15 protein-coding genes are annotated in these 14,579 nt (G+C 66.6%); 8 read left to right on the top strand and 7 right to left on the bottom strand.

The features are described 5' to 3' along the window. Position 1 precedes the first annotated feature (1 nt). The 3 genes from WDZ97_RS06590 to xseA all read right to left on the bottom strand — a co-directional run bounded on the left by WDZ97_RS06590 (position 2) and on the right by xseA (position 2,571). Positions 2-391 carry a 4a-hydroxytetrahydrobiopterin dehydratase gene (locus tag WDZ97_RS06590; protein ID WP_024300489.1) on the bottom strand — a complete coding sequence of 130 codons (390 nt, stop codon included), beginning with the start codon at positions 389-391 and terminating at the stop codon, positions 2-4. 158 nt (positions 392-549) lie between these two features. Then, on the bottom strand, positions 550-1,137 hold the full coding sequence (locus WDZ97_RS06585; protein WP_304003481.1) for a superoxide dismutase: 588 nt from the start codon (positions 1,135-1,137) through the stop codon (positions 550-552). 75 nt (positions 1,138-1,212) lie between these two features. After that, the gene (gene xseA / locus WDZ97_RS06580) at positions 1,213-2,571 is read right to left on the bottom strand and encodes an exodeoxyribonuclease VII large subunit (RefSeq protein ID WP_425762200.1); all 1,359 of its coding nucleotides are present in this window, start codon (positions 2,569-2,571) and stop codon (positions 1,213-1,215) included. Between the two features lie 240 nt (positions 2,572-2,811). Between xseA and WDZ97_RS06575 the strand changes: the two genes are divergently transcribed. The 8 genes from WDZ97_RS06575 (at position 2,812) to WDZ97_RS06540 (ending at position 10,254) form a co-directional block, all read left to right on the top strand. After that, on the top strand, positions 2,812-3,423 hold the full coding sequence (locus WDZ97_RS06575) for a MotA/TolQ/ExbB proton channel family protein (RefSeq protein ID WP_425762199.1): 612 nt from the start codon (positions 2,812-2,814) through the stop codon (positions 3,421-3,423). A gap of 9 nt (positions 3,424-3,432) precedes the next feature. After that, on the top strand, positions 3,433-3,861 hold the full coding sequence (locus WDZ97_RS06570; RefSeq protein ID WP_304009378.1) for an ExbD/TolR family protein: 429 nt from the start codon (positions 3,433-3,435) through the stop codon (positions 3,859-3,861). Next, positions 3,858-4,865, top strand: a complete 1,008-nt coding sequence (gene lpxK / locus WDZ97_RS06565) for a tetraacyldisaccharide 4'-kinase (protein ID WP_425762198.1) — start codon at positions 3,858-3,860, stop codon at positions 4,863-4,865. The genes WDZ97_RS06570 and lpxK overlap by 4 nt, the downstream gene beginning before the upstream one ends. Further along, positions 4,846-5,055 carry a Trm112 family protein gene (locus WDZ97_RS06560; protein ID WP_020164379.1) on the top strand — a complete coding sequence of 70 codons (210 nt, stop codon included), beginning with the start codon at positions 4,846-4,848 and terminating at the stop codon, positions 5,053-5,055. The genes lpxK and WDZ97_RS06560 overlap by 20 nt, the downstream gene beginning before the upstream one ends. 18 nt (positions 5,056-5,073) lie before the next feature. Continuing rightward, complete coding sequence (gene kdsB, locus WDZ97_RS06555) at positions 5,074-5,838, top strand: 3-deoxy-manno-octulosonate cytidylyltransferase (RefSeq protein WP_425762197.1); 765 nt, start codon at positions 5,074-5,076, stop codon at positions 5,836-5,838. Between the two features lie 122 nt (positions 5,839-5,960). Next, the gene (gene adk / locus WDZ97_RS06550; protein ID WP_019918558.1) at positions 5,961-6,614 is read left to right on the top strand and encodes an adenylate kinase; all 654 of its coding nucleotides are present in this window, start codon (positions 5,961-5,963) and stop codon (positions 6,612-6,614) included. 5 nt (positions 6,615-6,619) lie between these two features. Continuing rightward, the gene (locus WDZ97_RS06545; RefSeq protein WP_425762196.1) at positions 6,620-7,876 is read left to right on the top strand and encodes a 6-phosphofructokinase; all 1,257 of its coding nucleotides are present in this window, start codon (positions 6,620-6,622) and stop codon (positions 7,874-7,876) included. A 173-nt stretch (positions 7,877-8,049) separates the two neighbouring features. Continuing rightward, positions 8,050-10,254 carry a sodium-translocating pyrophosphatase gene (locus tag WDZ97_RS06540; RefSeq protein WP_425762195.1) on the top strand — a complete coding sequence of 735 codons (2,205 nt, stop codon included), beginning with the start codon at positions 8,050-8,052 and terminating at the stop codon, positions 10,252-10,254. 62 nt (positions 10,255-10,316) lie between these two features. Here the strand turns inward: WDZ97_RS06540 and WDZ97_RS06535 are convergent, their stop codons facing one another. The 4 genes from WDZ97_RS06535 to pip all read right to left on the bottom strand — a co-directional run bounded on the left by WDZ97_RS06535 (position 10,317) and on the right by pip (position 14,489). Next, positions 10,317-11,117 (bottom strand): S1 family peptidase, encoded by an 801-nt coding sequence (locus WDZ97_RS06535; protein WP_425762194.1) that lies wholly within the window; start codon positions 11,115-11,117, stop codon positions 10,317-10,319. 404 nt (positions 11,118-11,521) lie between these two features. Further along, complete coding sequence (locus tag WDZ97_RS06530; protein ID WP_019918554.1) at positions 11,522-12,160, bottom strand: response regulator; 639 nt, start codon at positions 12,158-12,160, stop codon at positions 11,522-11,524. Positions 12,161-12,174: 14 nt separating this feature from the next. Continuing rightward, positions 12,175-13,521: an ATP-binding protein gene (locus WDZ97_RS06525; protein WP_425762193.1), complete on the bottom strand. Its 1,347-nt coding sequence runs from the start codon at positions 13,519-13,521 to the stop codon at positions 12,175-12,177. After that, positions 13,518-14,489: a prolyl aminopeptidase gene (gene pip, locus WDZ97_RS06520; RefSeq protein WP_425762192.1), complete on the bottom strand. Its 972-nt coding sequence runs from the start codon at positions 14,487-14,489 to the stop codon at positions 13,518-13,520. The genes WDZ97_RS06525 and pip overlap by 4 nt, the downstream gene beginning before the upstream one ends. Positions 14,490-14,579 lie beyond the last annotated feature (90 nt).

Here is a 14,579-nt window from a genome sequence, read left to right as displayed (position 1 = left end):
ATCAGTCGTACTTGATGTACTTGAAGCGCGGGTCGTCCGGCGTGCCGGCCAGCGCACTGCCCTCTTCCGCCCCCGGTTGCCACATGATCACGTCCTCGATCTTCTTCGCCAGCTGGAAGTCGCGCTCGGTCACGCCCTTGGCTTCGTGATTCATCAGCTTGACGATCACGAAAGCGTAGGACACGGCGAGGTCCGGGTGATGGAAGGCTGCCTCGGCCAGATGACCGACCGTGTTCACCACCATCAGCGTGCCCTTCCAGCCGCTGGTCTTGTACTTGCGGCGGATCCAGCCGTCCTCGTAGTACCACTTCGGCAGTTCGGCCTTCAGACGGGCATCGATTTCCTCCGGCGTGAAGGCTTCGTTCGGGCCTGCTTTTCTCCACTGCGACATATCGGTCTCCTTGAGTAACGTCACTCGTAACGCCACTCCGACCATTGCAACTCGCATGCGTTGCGTCGGCCGGAATGAAAAACGCGCTGCATGCACCAGACGAGCCGGGCCGTGCAGCGCGCGGGATTCATGCCGGAGCTTTCAGCTCCGGCGATCGCTCAGGACGCGAAATTCGCGGCGGCGAAGTCCCAGTTCGCCAGGCTGGCGAGGAAAGTGTCGACGAAATCCGGGCGACGGTTGCGGTAATCGATGTAGTAGGCGTGTTCCCACACGTCGATGGTCAGCAGCGGCTTGGCGTCGGAGGTCAGCGGGGTGCCGGCGCCGCTGGTGTTGACGATGTCCAGCGTACCGTCGCTCTTCTTCACCAGCCAGGTCCAGCCGGAGCCGAAGTTGCCGACGGCCGAGGCCTTGAAGGCCTTCTTGAATTCGTCGAAGCTGCCCCACTTGGCGTCGATGGCGGAAGCCAGTGCGCCGCTCGGCGCGCCGCCGCCGGCGGGCTTCATGCTGTTCCAGAAGAAGGAGTGGTTCCACACCTGGGCCGAGTTGTTGAATACGCCGCCGGCCGGGGCCTTCTTGACGATGGCTTCGAGGTCGAGGTTCTCGAACTCGGTGCCCTTGATCAGGTTGTTCAGGTTGGTGGCGTAGGCCTGATGGTGCTTGCCGTAGTGAAATTCCAGCGTTTCACGCGAAATGTGCGGTGCCAGTGCGTCGAGCGCGTAGGGCAGCGGCGGCAGGGTGTGTTCCATGTTTTTTCTCCCAGTCGGTCGGTTCAAAGCCAAGTCCATGAGTGTATGGCCGGCCATCGGTCAGCACAAGGCAAGTCAGTCGGCGGCGCCGGAATCCGGGTATGAGCGGCTGACTTCGACGTCCGCGTGGCCGCGCGCGAAGTCTATGCGCAGTGGCTGCCTGTGCATCAGCGCGGCGGCGTCTCGCACGATGCGGCCCTCGGTGTCGCGCACGATGGAAAAACCGCGTGCCAGCACTGCGGTCGGATCGAGCTGAGCCAGTTGCGTCGCGCCGAGGTGCGCGCGCTGGCGGGCGTGGTCGAGCCGGGCGTGCATGGCATGGCGCAATTGCTCTGCCAGCCGCGACAGGGTTGCCTGCCGCATCGCCTGCGTCGGGCGTGCGAGACGCAGGCGCATCGCCAGCGCTTCGGCACGCCGCTGCGCCTGTGTCAGCTGTGTCGCGTGCGCGCGACGCAGCCTGTCGCACAGGCCCTGCAGCCTGTCGTGTGCGATGTCCATCTGCCTTGCAGGCGGCCGCAGTCGGGCGGCGAGGTCGTCCAGCTTCTGCCCGTGCGCGTCGAGCCGGCCGCGCAGCGCCCGGGCAAGGCGGGCACTCAGCGTGCGCAGACGGACCGCAGCCTCGACGTGGCCGGCGCTGACCAGTTCGGCCGCTGCGGTCGGTGTCGCTGCGCGCACATCGGCGACGAAGTCGGCAATCGAGAAATCGGTCTCGTGGCCGACGCCGCTGACCACCGGTAGCGGACAGGCGGCAATGGCGCGCGCCACACGCTCGTCGTTGAACGCTGCGAGGTCCTCGGCGGAGCCGCCGCCGCGCACCAGCAGCACGACCTCTGCGTCGACGCCGCCGGCCTGACCGATCGCGGTGGCGATCTGCCGCGGGGCGTCGACGCCCTGCACCAGACAGGGCAGCAGCACGATTTCGAGATGCGGAGCACGCCGCGCCAGCGCCGCCAGCACGTCGCGCAGTGCAGCCGCCCCCGGTGAGGTGACGATGGCCAGCCGGGCGGGCAGGGCCGGCAGCGGCCGCTTGCGCGCCGCGTCGAACAGGCCTTCGGCCGCGAGCTGCGCCTTCAGCCGGAGGAAGGCCTCGTACAGATCGCCGACACCGGCGCGGCGCATCGCGTCGACGGTCAGCTGGAAGTCGCCGCGCGCCTCGTACAGGGAGACCTGGGCGCGCACCTCGACCCGCAGGCCAGCCTTCGGTTCGAAGGGGAGCAACTGGCTGCGGCTGCGGAACATGACGCAACGCACCTGCGCCGCTTCGTCCTTCAGCGAGAAGTAAAGATGGCCTGACGCGGCCCGTGTCACACCGGACAGTTCGCCACTGACCCAGAGCACCGGAAACTGGCGCTCCAGCGCCAGACGCGCGCGTCGCGCCAGCTCCGACACGGCGATGGCGGCAGAGCCGTTGCTGTCTTCATTGACTGTATTCATGAATCGGTTTTCGCGACGGTCGGCGAGACCGACGCGGCTGTCATGGAAGCTTAATTTTTGATCGGCGTAAGGAAAACGCTTACCGCGAGGCGAGTTAGCAAAGCCGCTCAGACAAAACCCACACAGTTATCCACAATTTCTGTGGATAACCTCGTCGGCCACATTGCCGGCGATGCCTCAGGGTTGCCGCACCACGTCCCGCAGGCTACAGTTCGCCGCTTGTTCACGAAGGGGCTCTACGTGTTTGAGATCATCCGCGCGGCCGGCTGGCCGATCTGGCCGCTGATTGCCGCCTCCGTCATCGCCGTCGCGCTGATCATCGAACGTCTGGCCAGTCTGCGTCGAAGCAAGGTCGTGCCGCCCGGGCTGCTCGAATCCATCGCCACCGACCTGAAGGGCGGTCAGCCGAACGCCGACATGATACGCCGCGTTGCCGCGCACTCGCCGCTGGGCCGCGTGCTGGCCGCCGGCCTGCGCAATGTGCGCAGCTCGCGCGAAGTGATGAAGGAGGCGATCGAGGAGGAGGGGCGCGCGGTTACCCACGAGCTCGAACGCTATCTGACCACGCTGGGCACCATCGCCGCGGCAGCGCCACTGATGGGCCTGTTCGGCACGGTGGTCGGCATGATCGAAATCTTCGGCTCTCAGACCGCTACCGGCAGCAATCCCCAGCAACTCGCCAGTGGCATCTCCATCGCGCTGTACAACACCGGTTTCGGTCTGCTGGTGGCGATACCGGCGCTGATTTTCCACCGTTACTTCCGCGGCCGCGTCGACGACTTCATCGTCGATATGGAGCAGCAGGCGATCAAGCTGGTCGAGGTGGTGCACGGCGAGCGTGCAACGAAGTAAGGACGCCTCATGAATTTCCGACGCGGCCGCGGGCGTGAAGAGCTCGAAATCAATCTGATCCCGCTGATCGACGTGCTGCTGGTTATCCTCATCTTCCTGATGGTGACGACCACGTACTCGAAAACGGCCGGCCTCGAAATCACGCTGCCCAGTGCCGAAGCACCGGAAGCGGAGGCGACCGATCGCGAGATCAATGTGCTCATCACCGCACGCGGCGACATCCTGATCAACCGCCTGCAAGTCGCGGCCGGCAACGCCGACGCGCTGGCCGAGGCGCTGGCGAAAGCGGCGTCGGGCAAGCAGGAGCCGGTGGTCATCATTTCGTCCGACAAGGACGCGCGCCTGCAGTCGTCGATTGACGTGATGCAGGCCGCGCAGCGCGCCGGCATCGCCGGCATTTCCTTCGCCACACAGTCCGACGCGTCCGGCGGCCGATGAGCACCGCGCCTGCGCTGTGGCGCAGCCGCGGCGTCGCGGCCTGGCTGCTGTGGCCGCTGTCGCTGCTGTTCCGTCTCGTGTCGGCACTGCGTCGCGCCGCCTTCAGCGCGGGCCTGCTGCAAGCTGAACGTCTGCCGGTGCCGGTCGTCGTGGTCGGCAACATCATCGCCGGCGGTGCCGGCAAGACGCCACTCACGCTCTACCTCGCTCGCGCGCTCGCCGCGCGCGGCTGGCGCCCGCTCATCGTCACGCGCGGCTACGGCGGTCACGCCGATGCCGTGCATGAGGTTGACGCCCGGGCCGACGTCACCGAATCGGGCGACGAACCGGTGCTGCTGGCGCGGCGCAGCGGCCTGCCGGTGTGGGTCGGTCGCCGTCGTGCCGATTCCGCACGGGCCGGGCTGGCGGCACATCCCGAGTGCGACCTCATACTGTGTGACGACGGTATGCAGCACTACGCGCTGGCGCGAGACATCGAAGTCGCGGTGCTCGACCGGCGCGGTGTCATGAATGGTTTCCACCTGCCGGCAGGGCCCTTGCGCGAACCGATCGCACGACTGCGCACGGTCGACGCCGTGGTGCTCAACGGCCTGCCGGCGGCGCCGGGCGACGTGCGCGCAACCTTCCGGATGCGCCTGCTCGGTGAACGTTTCCATCAGCTCGATGCGCCCGAACGGAAGGCGGTGGCGGCCGATCTGCGCGGCCTGCGCCTGCATGCGGTCGCCGGTATCGGTGAGCCGGCGCGCTTCTTCGATCACCTGCGCGCGCTCGGACTCGAGTTCGTCGCGCATCCGTTTCCCGATCATCACGTGTATTCGTCGCAGGACCTCGCCTTCCCCGGCTGCGACGCACTGCTGCTGACGGAGAAGGACGCGGTAAAATGTCACGGATTGTCGGACACCCCGATGTGGGTATTGCCGGTCGAGGCACACCTCGACCCTGATCTGGCGGGTTACATCGCGACCCGTCTAGCGGAGTTGAAGCATGGATCCACGTCTTCTTGAAATTCTCGTCTGCCCGGTCACCAAGGCACCGCTGGTGCTCGACCGCGCACGCAACGAGCTGCAGTGCAAGGCCAGCCGCCTCGCGTATCCGATCCGCGATGGCATTCCGGTCATGCTGGAGGACGAAGCCCGCGAAATGAGCGAGGAAGAAGTCGCCGCGCTGCGCGAGCCGGCTGGCCGCAACGGCTGAGCGACGGGGGAGTTCATCATGTTCAAGGTCGTCATTCCCGCCCGCCACGCATCGACGCGGCTTCCGGGCAAGCCGCTGCTCGACATCGATGGCTTGCCGATGGTGGTGCGTGTGGCGCAGCGCGCCGCGCAGAGCGGCGCCGAGGCGTTGGTGATCGCCACCGACCACGAAGCCATTGCCGATGCGGTGCGTGCCCACGGCTACGAGGCGGTGATGACGCGCAGCGATCACGCCACCGGCACCGACCGCATCGCCGAAGTGGCGGACAAGCTGGGCTGGTCGCCGGCTTCCGTGGTGGTGAACGTGCAGGGCGACGAGCCGCTGATCGATCCCGATCTGATCCGCCAGGTCGCGCTCGCGCTCGACCAGGACCCCGAGTCGTCGATCGCCACCGCCAGCAGCGCCATCGCGGAGGCGGCCGACTTCTTCAATCCGGCGGTGGTCAAGGTGATCTGCGACATCCACGGCCGCGCGATGTATTTCTCGCGCGCGCCGATTCCGTGGGCGCGCGATGACTTCGCCACCTCGCGCGACGCGCTGCCGGCCGCACTCGGTGCGCAGCGCCACATCGGCATCTACGCCTACCGGGTGCGCTTTCTGCAGCGCAATGCGCGCCTCGATCCGGCACCGATGGAGCAGGTCGAAGCACTCGAACAACTGCGCGCGCTGTGGCACGGCTACCGCATCCGCGTGGTGGCCGACGTACCGATGCCGCACGCCGGTGTCGATACACCGGACGATCTGGAGCGCGTACGCGCGCTGTTTTCCACCGGCACGGTCTGACGCATTGCCGTTTGACCGCGCTTCCCGTTGGCGGTAACGTCGCGCCCGCTGGCATTGCGTTTGCCGCGGCGCGCGCACTGTTCCACCAGAATCCAAAAAACAGACTCACATCAGGAGAGGACATGCGTCTCATACTTCTGGGCCCGCCGGGCGCAGGCAAGGGCACTCAGGCGACCTTCATCAAGGAACGCTTCAACATCCCGCAGATTTCCACCGGTGACATGCTGCGCGCCGCCGTCAAGGCCGGCACGCCGCTGGGCATCGAGGCGAAGAAGGTGATGGACGCCGGCGGCCTCGTGTCGGACGACCTCATCATCAATCTGGTCAAGGACCGTCTGAAGGAAGACGACTGCAAGGCCGGCTACATGTTCGACGGCTTTCCGCGCACGATTCCGCAGGCCGACGCGATGAAGGCGGCCGGCGTGCCGATCGACTTCGTGCTCGAAATCCAGGTGCCGGACCAGGACATCATCACCCGCATGAGCGGCCGCCGTGCCCACATCGCGTCGGGCCGTACCTATCACGTGGTGTTCAACCCGCCCAAGGTCGAAGGCATCGACGACGTGACCGGCGAACCGCTGGTGCAGCGTGACGATGACCGCGAGGAAGTGGTGCGCAAGCGTCTCGACGTGTACCACTCGCAGACGCGTCCGCTGGTCGAGTACTACTCCGGCTGGGCGCAGCGCGGCGAGCCGGGCGCACCGAAGTACCGCGCCATCTCCGGCGTCGGTCCGGTCGACGAAGTGAAACAGCGCGCCTTCGACGCGCTGGCCTGATCTGCATGGCTGCAAACCTGTTCTACGCGCAGTCCGGTGGCGTCACGGCGGTCATCAACGCGACCGCCTGCGGCGTCATCCAGGCGGCGCGTGAGCATGGCGACGTGATCGGCAAGGTGTTCGCCGGGCGCAACGGCATCCTCGGTGCGCTGCACGAAGACCTGATCGACACTTCGCTGGAAAGCGACGCAGCCATCGCCGCCCTGCGCCACACGCCGGGCGGCGCCTTCGGTTCCTGCCGCTACAAGCTGAAGGGCCTCGATGAAAGCCGCGCGCAGTACGAGCGGCTGATCGAGGTATTCCGCGCGCATGACATCCGTTACTTCCTCTACAACGGCGGCAACGACTCGATGGACACCGCGTGGAAGGTGTCGCAGATCGCCGGGAAGCTGAACTACCCGCTCACCTGCGTCGGCATTCCGAAGACGGTGGACAACGATCTGGTCGAGACCGACAACTGCCCGGGCTTCGGCTCGGTGGCGAAGTATGTCGCGGTGTCGATGATGGAAGCCGGTCTGGACGTCGCGTCGATGGCGCGCACGTCCACCAAGATTTTCGTGATGGAAGTGATGGGCCGCCATGCCGGCTGGATCACGGCCGCTGCGGGCCTCGCCGCGCGCATGCCGGCCGAGGCACCGCACATTCTGCTGTTCCCCGAAATTCCGTTCGACGAGGCGGCCTTCCTGGCGCGCGTCGACGCCTGCGTGCGTGAGCACGACTTCTGCGCCATCGCGGTGTCCGAGGGCCTGCGTGGCGCCGACGGCAAGCTGCTGGCCGAGTCGGGCACGCGCGACGCCTTCGGCCACGCCCAGCTGGGCGGGGTCGGCCAGCAGGTCGCCGAACTGATCAAGGCGAAGCTCGGCCACAAGTATCACTGGGCGCTGCCGGACTATCTGCAGCGCAGCGGTCGCCACATCGCCTCCGGCACCGACGCGCAGCAGGCCTACGCGCTCGGTCGGCGCGCGGTCGAACTGGCAATCGAGGGCCGCAACGCGGTCATGCCCGCCATCGTGCGCGTGTCCGATACGCCCTATGCATGGAAGATTGACGTGGCGCAACTGCAGGACGTTGCGAACCGCGAGAAGATGATGCCCAGGCATTTCATTTCCGACGATGGCTTCGGCATCACCGAGGCCTGCCGGAAATACCTGCAGCCCCTGATCGAAGGTGAGGACTATCCGCCCTACGTGAATGGACTGCCGGCCTATGTCAGCCTGAAGAACGAGAGCGTGCCGCGCACGCTGCCGCCGTTCGCCGGCTGACCGGGTCGAAGACGCACCGCTTGTAGCCGCACGCTCCCCGGCGTGCGGATGACATACCAGGACATGCGCCGCAGGGGCGCGTGTCCGGCAACCCACAAGGTTGCTCGCTGCTTCCGGGGCGGGGTCACGGCGCCGCCCTTTCGTTGCACGCAGTCAAAACAAGAGGAGGGGTGATGTCGTCGTTCGGTCTGTGGTTCGCACTCGTGTGCGCAGTGGTGGCCATCGTGTATGGCGCCGTATCCAGCAAGTGGATCCTTGCCCAACCTTCCGGCAACCCCCGAATGCGGGAAATTGCCGACGCCGTGCAGGAAGGGGCAAAGGCCTATCTCAACCGTCAGTACCGCACGATCGCCATCGTCGGTGTCATCCTGACCATCCTCCTCGCCGTCACCCTGGGCATGTCCACCGCCGCCGGTTTCGTCATCGGTGCGGTACTGTCCGGTGCCGCCGGCTATATCGGCATGAACGTGTCGGTCCGCGCCAACGTGCGCACGGCGGAAGCCGCGCGCAAGGGCATTTCCGAAGCCTTCGACGTCGCCTTCCGTGGTGGCGCCATCACGGGCATGCTGGTGGTCGGTCTGGGCCTGCTGGGGGTGGCAGGCTACTACGCCATCCTGAAGGGGGCGGCGGCACATGACGCGACCATAGACCAGATCATCCATCCGCTGATCGGTCTCGGTTTCGGCTCCTCGCTCATTTCGATCTTCGCGCGTCTCGGCGGCGGCATCTTCACCAAGGGGGCCGACGTCGGCGCCGACCTGGTGGGCAAGGTCGAAGCCGGCATTCCGGAAGACGACCCGCGCAATCCGGCGGTGATCGCCGACAACGTCGGTGACAACGTCGGCGACTGCGCCGGCATGGCAGCCGACCTGTTCGAAACCTACGCGGTGACGACGGTGGCGACCATGCTGCTCGGCGCGCTGATGCTGAAGTCGAATGCCGAGGCGGCAGTGATCTACCCGCTGGCGCTTGGCGGCTTCTCCATCATCGCGTCCATCATTGGCTGCATGTTCGTCAAGACCAAGCCGGGCCAGAAGATCATGAACGGCCTCTACCGCGGCCTCATCGTCGCTGGCGTGCTGGCGCTGATCGCCTTCTACCCGCTGACTACGATGCTGATGCCGGACGACGCGCTGAATGCGTCGATGGGCATCTACGACGGTGCGCAGATCCGGCTGTATGGGGCGGCGGTCGTCGGTCTCGTGCTCACCGGCCTGATGGTGGTGATCACCGAGTACTACACCGGCACCGACTTCCCGCCGGTCAAGCACATCGCGGAGGCCTCGACCACCGGTCACGGCACCAACATCATCGCCGGCCTCGGCGTGTCGATGAAGTCGTGCGCCTGGCCGGTGCTGGCGGTGTGCGCGGCGATCTGGGCGGCCTACACGCTGGGCGGCCTGTACGGCATCGCGATTGCGGCCACCTCGATGCTCAGCATGTCCGGCATCATCGTCGCACTCGACGCCTACGGCCCGATCACCGACAACGCCGGCGGCATCGCCGAAATGGCGGAACTGCCGGATTCGGTGCGCGCGGTGACCGACCCGCTGGACGCCGTCGGCAACACGACCAAGGCGGTGACCAAGGGTTACGCCATCGGTTCGGCGGGTCTGGCGGCACTGGTGCTGTTTGCCGACTACACGCACGCGCTGGAAGCGGTCGGCCACAGCGTGGCCTTCGATCTGGCCAATCCGGCGGTCATCATCGGCCTGTTCATCGGCGGCCTGATTCCCTACCTGTTCGGCGCGATGGCGATGGAAGCGGTCGGCCGTTCCGCCGGCGCCGTGGTGGTCGAGGTCCGTCGCCAGTTCAAGGAGATCCCCGGCATCATGGAAGGCACCGCCAAGCCGGACTACTCGCGCGCGGTCGACATGCTGACCGTGGCGGCGATCAAGGAAATGATGATTCCGTCCTTGCTGCCGGTGCTGGTGCCCGTCGTCGTGGCTTTCGGCATGGCTTTCCTGATGGGGTCTGAAGCCGGCGTGCAGGCGCTGGGCGGTGTGCTGATGGGTACCATCGTGACCGGCCTCTTCGTCGCGATCTCGATGACCACCGGCGGTGGCGCCTGGGACAACGCGAAGAAGTACATCGAGGACGGTCACTTCGGCGGCAAGGGCTCGGAGGCGCACAAGGCGGCGGTGACCGGTGACACGGTCGGCGACCCGTACAAGGACACGGCCGGCCCGGCGGTGAACCCGCTGATCAAGATCATCAACATCGTGGCGCTGCTCATCGTGCCGCTGCTGCCGTCGGCCACCGGCGCGACGCACGCCGCAGCGCCGGTACAACCGACCGCTCAACCGATACAGGTGGAGCAGGTGGTGCAGCTGTCTCAGGCGCAAGCGCAGGTGCAACAACTGACGCAGGCCCGATAAGGCCTCTGTGCAGGGACGAAAAAAAGCCGGCCCCGCGGGGCCGGCTTTTTAGTGCAGATCGTTCAGCGCAGCGGCGGCAGCTGGCTGGCGCGCACCGCGGCCTTGATCGCCGCGCTGTTGTTCGGTTCCGCTTCCACCCACTCCTTCGCCACCGCCTGCAGGCGGCCCCAGTCGCCGTCGTTCTCGTGCTGGATGGCGCGCAGGAAGTAGGGCTTGTCCTCGTCGGCGGCGGCCCAGAACGGCGGGGTCGCGTCGCGGAGCGGCAGTTCGCTTGCCGCATTGCCGCTGTGCACCCATTCCACCGGCACCGCGAAGTGACGCTTCATGCCCGGAATGAAGAAGGTGAGCACGCCGACCAGACGGCCCTCGGTGTCGAACAGCGCGCCACCGGATGCACCCTGCTGGAAGGAGGCGTCGGTTTCGATCACCAGCGCGCCATCCATTTCGTGCAGCGCCGTCACCTGGCCGTCACTCATCGACAGCGCCTTGCCGCCGGAGAAGCCGACCGCATGCACGGTGTCGCCCACCTTCAGTGTGCGCGAGGTGGCCATGTCCACCGGACGGCCCATCGCGTGCGGCGTCGTCATCACGCACAGGTCGTGGCGTGGATCGACCGAACTGGCCTGCGCCGGCACGCCGCTGCTGCCGCGCGCCACGATCACGTTCGTTGCGATGCCGACCACGTGGCAGTTGGTGATCACGTGCGTGTCGTCGATCTGCACGCCGGTACCGGTGTTGATGCGTCCGTCGGCATTCGCGGCGAGAACTTTCACCACGTGCATCGACAACTGGATGTATCGCTCGGCACTGGCGTGTGAAGCCTGAGCGACGGTGAGCAGAAACAGCAATCCAAGGGCACGCATGACGATCTCCTTGCCGGCTTACGGGCCCTGGCGGGACCCGGTGGCGATGACTGACTAACGGAACATGGCTATGAATTTATAAGGTTGTAGGTGTGTCAGCTGACGAGCGGTACCAGCGAGAAGCGTGCCAGTCACACGGCGGAAAGGCGTTTCATGCGTCGTCCGGCGAGCCGGGGAACGCTCATGCCGCGGGCGGCACGGGGCGTAAACCCGCATCGGGAAAGCTTCCCGATGCTGCGTTGCAACAAAAGACTGTGGCCCCGATGCGGGAGATCGTCGCGGGTCGGGCGTACGACGACGCGACGTCCGGATGGCCGGAATGTGGAAGGTCGTGACCGAAAATGAAGCACTGCAGACACCTGCATCGCACCGGACTGGTGCGATGCAGGTGTTGCAGATCGCGCTCAGGCCTCGATCAGGCCGTTGCGAAGTGCAATCAGCGTCAGTTCGGCCTGGTTGGACGCGCCGAGTTTCTGCTTCACGTTGTAAAGATGGGTACCGACGGTGGAGGTCGACAGATGCAGGGTTTCGGCGATCTGGTTCACCGACTGCCCGCGGGCGAGGTGGATGAACACCTCGAACTCACGCTCCGACAGCGCTTCGACCGGATTCTGCGTGCCGGTCACGTCCTGCATCGCCAGCTTCTGCGCGATTTCGGCGTCCAGATACATGCGGCCGGCGGCCACCGTGCGCACCGCGTCGATCAGCGCCTCCGGCGCGCCGCGCTTCGACAGGTAACCGGTGGCGCCCGCCTTCAGCACCCGTTTTGGATGCGCCGTGTCCTCGTGCGCCGACAGCGCCAGGATGCGGACGCCCTTGTCGCGTGCGGTCAGTCGCCGCACGGCCTCGATGCCGCCCATGCCGGGCATCGACAGGTCCATCACGATCACGTCCGGCTTCAGTTCGGTGTAGCGCTGGTAGGCCACTTCGCCGCTGTCGGCCTCGCCGATCACCTCGATGTCCTCGCAGGCGGCGAGCAGCAGCTTGAATCCCATGCGGACGACCGCGTGGTCGTCCACCAGCATGACCTTGATCGGTCCCATTGTTGTTCTCCCCCTCAATCCATCGGCAGTCGCGCGAACACCCGGGTACCCCCACCGTCGCGCGGCTGCAGTTCAAGTTCGCCGCCGAGTGCCTGCGCGCGCTCGCGCATGCCGCGTACGCCGTGGTGTCCGCGCTTCTGTGCCCAGCCCTGTTCCATACCGGCGCCATCGTCCTCGACCGACAGCTCCAGCGACCGTTCCGACCCGTGCAGCGAAATCATGATTTTCCGGGCGTGCGCGTGCTTGAGCGCATTGGTCACCGCCTCCTGCACGATGCGGTAGGCGGCCAGCTTGAAGGAGTCGCCCGGCGCCTCCGGCAGGTCGTGCATCTGCAGTTCGAACTGCATGTCCGGATGGTGACGCCGCCACTCGGACACGAGATCTTCCAGCGCATCTTCCAGCCCGAGATTGTCCAGCGCCAGCGGTCGCAGCTTCGGAATGATGCTGTGCATGACGTCGTACAGATGATTGGCTGTCTCGACGATCAGGTTGGCGGCCTCGGCACTGCGCGGATCGGACTGGGCGTCGCGCCGCGCAATCGACAGGCCCATGCTCTTGATCGCGGTGACCGCCTGGCCCATTTCGTCGTGCAGCTCGCGCGCGATGTCGCGCCGTTCCTCCTCGATGCGACTCTGGATGAACTGCGTCAGTTCGCGGTTCTCTTCCAGATTGCTGCGTGCTTCGAGCGCTTCCTGCCGGGCGTTCATGTTGTCCTCGATCGCCTGCGCCATCCGGTTGAAGGCCTGGGCCATCGATCGGGCTTCCTTGCCGGGCAGGGGTGGCAGCCGCGTGTGGTAGTCGCCGGCACGCATGTGTTCGAGCCCGCGCACGATGGTGTTGAACGGACGGGTTTCGCGGCCGACCAGCCAGAACACGATGCCGTTGCCGAGCAGCAGCGCGATCGAACCGGCGATCAGCAGCTGCACCGCCTCGTCCCAGCCGTCGAGTATGGCGCGCGAAGCGTCGGCCTCGACCACCAGTCGTGCGCCGTCGTTCAGTGTGATTTCCTGGCGCGGCCGCTTGGGCAGTATCGCGTTCGAGTACCACTCGGGCGCGTCGCGGCCGGCCTTGTAGGGCGAGGGCGGCGAGGTGTAGAGCAGCACGCCGTTGCTGTCCAACAGATGGATTTCGGTGGCACGCACGCGACCGAGGCGGTACAGGAAGTCGACCAGCGCTGGCGACCCCATGTTGGCGTACACGAGGGCCACGCGCGACAGCAGCTGGGTGGCCACGCGGTTCGCCGCCTCGATTTCTTCGCCGACGGCGCGTCGCGTGCCCATCAGTTCCATCGTCAGCATGGTGGTCGTGAAGGTCAGGATGACTGCGGCGATCAGCAGATTCAGCTTCAGTCTGAGGCTCACGACGGCTCTCCCGGCCAGGCGTCGAAATGTCCGTCACGCGCGTGCGCGGCCAGCGCCGACCCGAGCAGCTTGAGGCTGGCCGGATGGAAGGGGTCGTGACCGGCACCCTGTGCCCAGGCCAGTCGGCTGCCGGCCAGCGTGCGGTGGGCGCGCCAGGCGTTCTGCGGCCGGCAGATCAGGTCGTTGGTGCCGTGCACGAAGGCGACCGGCAGGCCGTGCAGGCGGGCGATCGCGTCCAGCACCTTCGCTTCGCCGATGAAGCAGCGGTGCGCCAGGTAGTGCGACTGCACGCGATAGCGGGCACGCAGCAGCGGCCATTCGTCCGCGGTCGGCTCGGCCGGCACGGTGCGTTCCGGCCACGCGCCGAGCGCGTGTTCCCAGGCGCGCCAGGCCAGTACGGCGCGGTCGATGCGCGCGCTGTCGCCGGATGAGAACACGCGGTCGAGCCAGACGACGACACGGCTGCGCCAACGCGCCGGGACGACCTGCATGAAGGCGTCGTGCGCTTCGGGTGCCAGCGCGGCGGCACCGTGGAAGAAGGCGTCGATGTCCGCGCGCCCGCCGAGGAAGAGGCCGCGCAGCAGCACGCCACTGCAGGCCTCACGGTGGCGCGCTGCATAGGTCGCCGCCAGCGTCGCACCCCAGGACCCGCCGAATACCAGCCAGCGTTCGATGCCCAGATGGCGGCGCAGCGTCTCGATGTCGGCGATCAGCGCATCGCTGTGATTGTGCGCGGTATCGCCCAGCGGCGTGCTGCGGCCGCAGCCGCGCTGGTCGAACAGCACGGCGCGCCACACCGCCGGATCGAAGAAGCGGCGCTGGCGTGGCGAGCAACCCGAGCCCGGGCCGCCGTGCAGGTAGAGCGCCGGTTTGCCCTGCGGGTTGCCGCACTGTTCGTAATAGACGCGATGGCCCTGACCGACGTCGAGCCAGCCGTGATCGAAGGGTTCCATCGGTGCGTGCAGCATGGGGCGGGGCAGGGTGTGGGGGCGGGGCGCTGATGGTAGCCCATGCGTGGGCGAGACACATGCTGCGCTGGCGCATGGGAGCCATGGGAC

The sequence above is a fragment of the Methyloversatilis sp. MC4-4 genome (assembly GCF_049843555.1).
GTDB lineage: Bacteria > Pseudomonadota > Gammaproteobacteria > Burkholderiales > Rhodocyclaceae > Methyloversatilis > Methyloversatilis discipulorum_B.
This window is presented reverse-complemented; position numbering and strand designations above follow the sequence as displayed.